The organism is Gordonia sp. DT219 (genome assembly GCF_049847065.1).
In the GTDB taxonomy this organism is placed as follows: Bacteria; Actinomycetota; Actinomycetes; order Mycobacteriales; family Mycobacteriaceae; genus Gordonia.
The window spans coordinates 1-230 of sequence record NZ_JBNCNR010000132.1; the positions used below are offsets into that span (position 1 = coordinate 1).

The window sequence follows — 230 nt, forward strand, 5'->3', positions numbered from 1 at the left end:
GCCGCCAATTTTTCGGGGTCGGCGTCTTCGACGGAACCCGACGGTGAGTCGGGGTCGTCGGGGTTGTTCATGCCGGGTGCGGCCCATACCGCCCAGACGGCTTCTTGATCGGCGCGGCATTCCGGGGTCATTTTGCCGGTCATCTTCGACATCTGCTGGGTGTCTTGGCGGCCGAGGAACACCTGACGTTTCTGCTGCCGGTCGGTGTCGTCGGTCAACTCGCCGTCGGG

The 230-nt window shown here is 64.8% G+C and carries 1 protein-coding gene; it reads right to left on the reverse strand.

The features are described 5' to 3' along the window. A partial coding sequence (locus ACPXB3_RS22735) for a DUF222 domain-containing protein (RefSeq protein ID WP_425729913.1) occupies window positions 1-230 on the reverse strand: 230 nt, incomplete at both ends.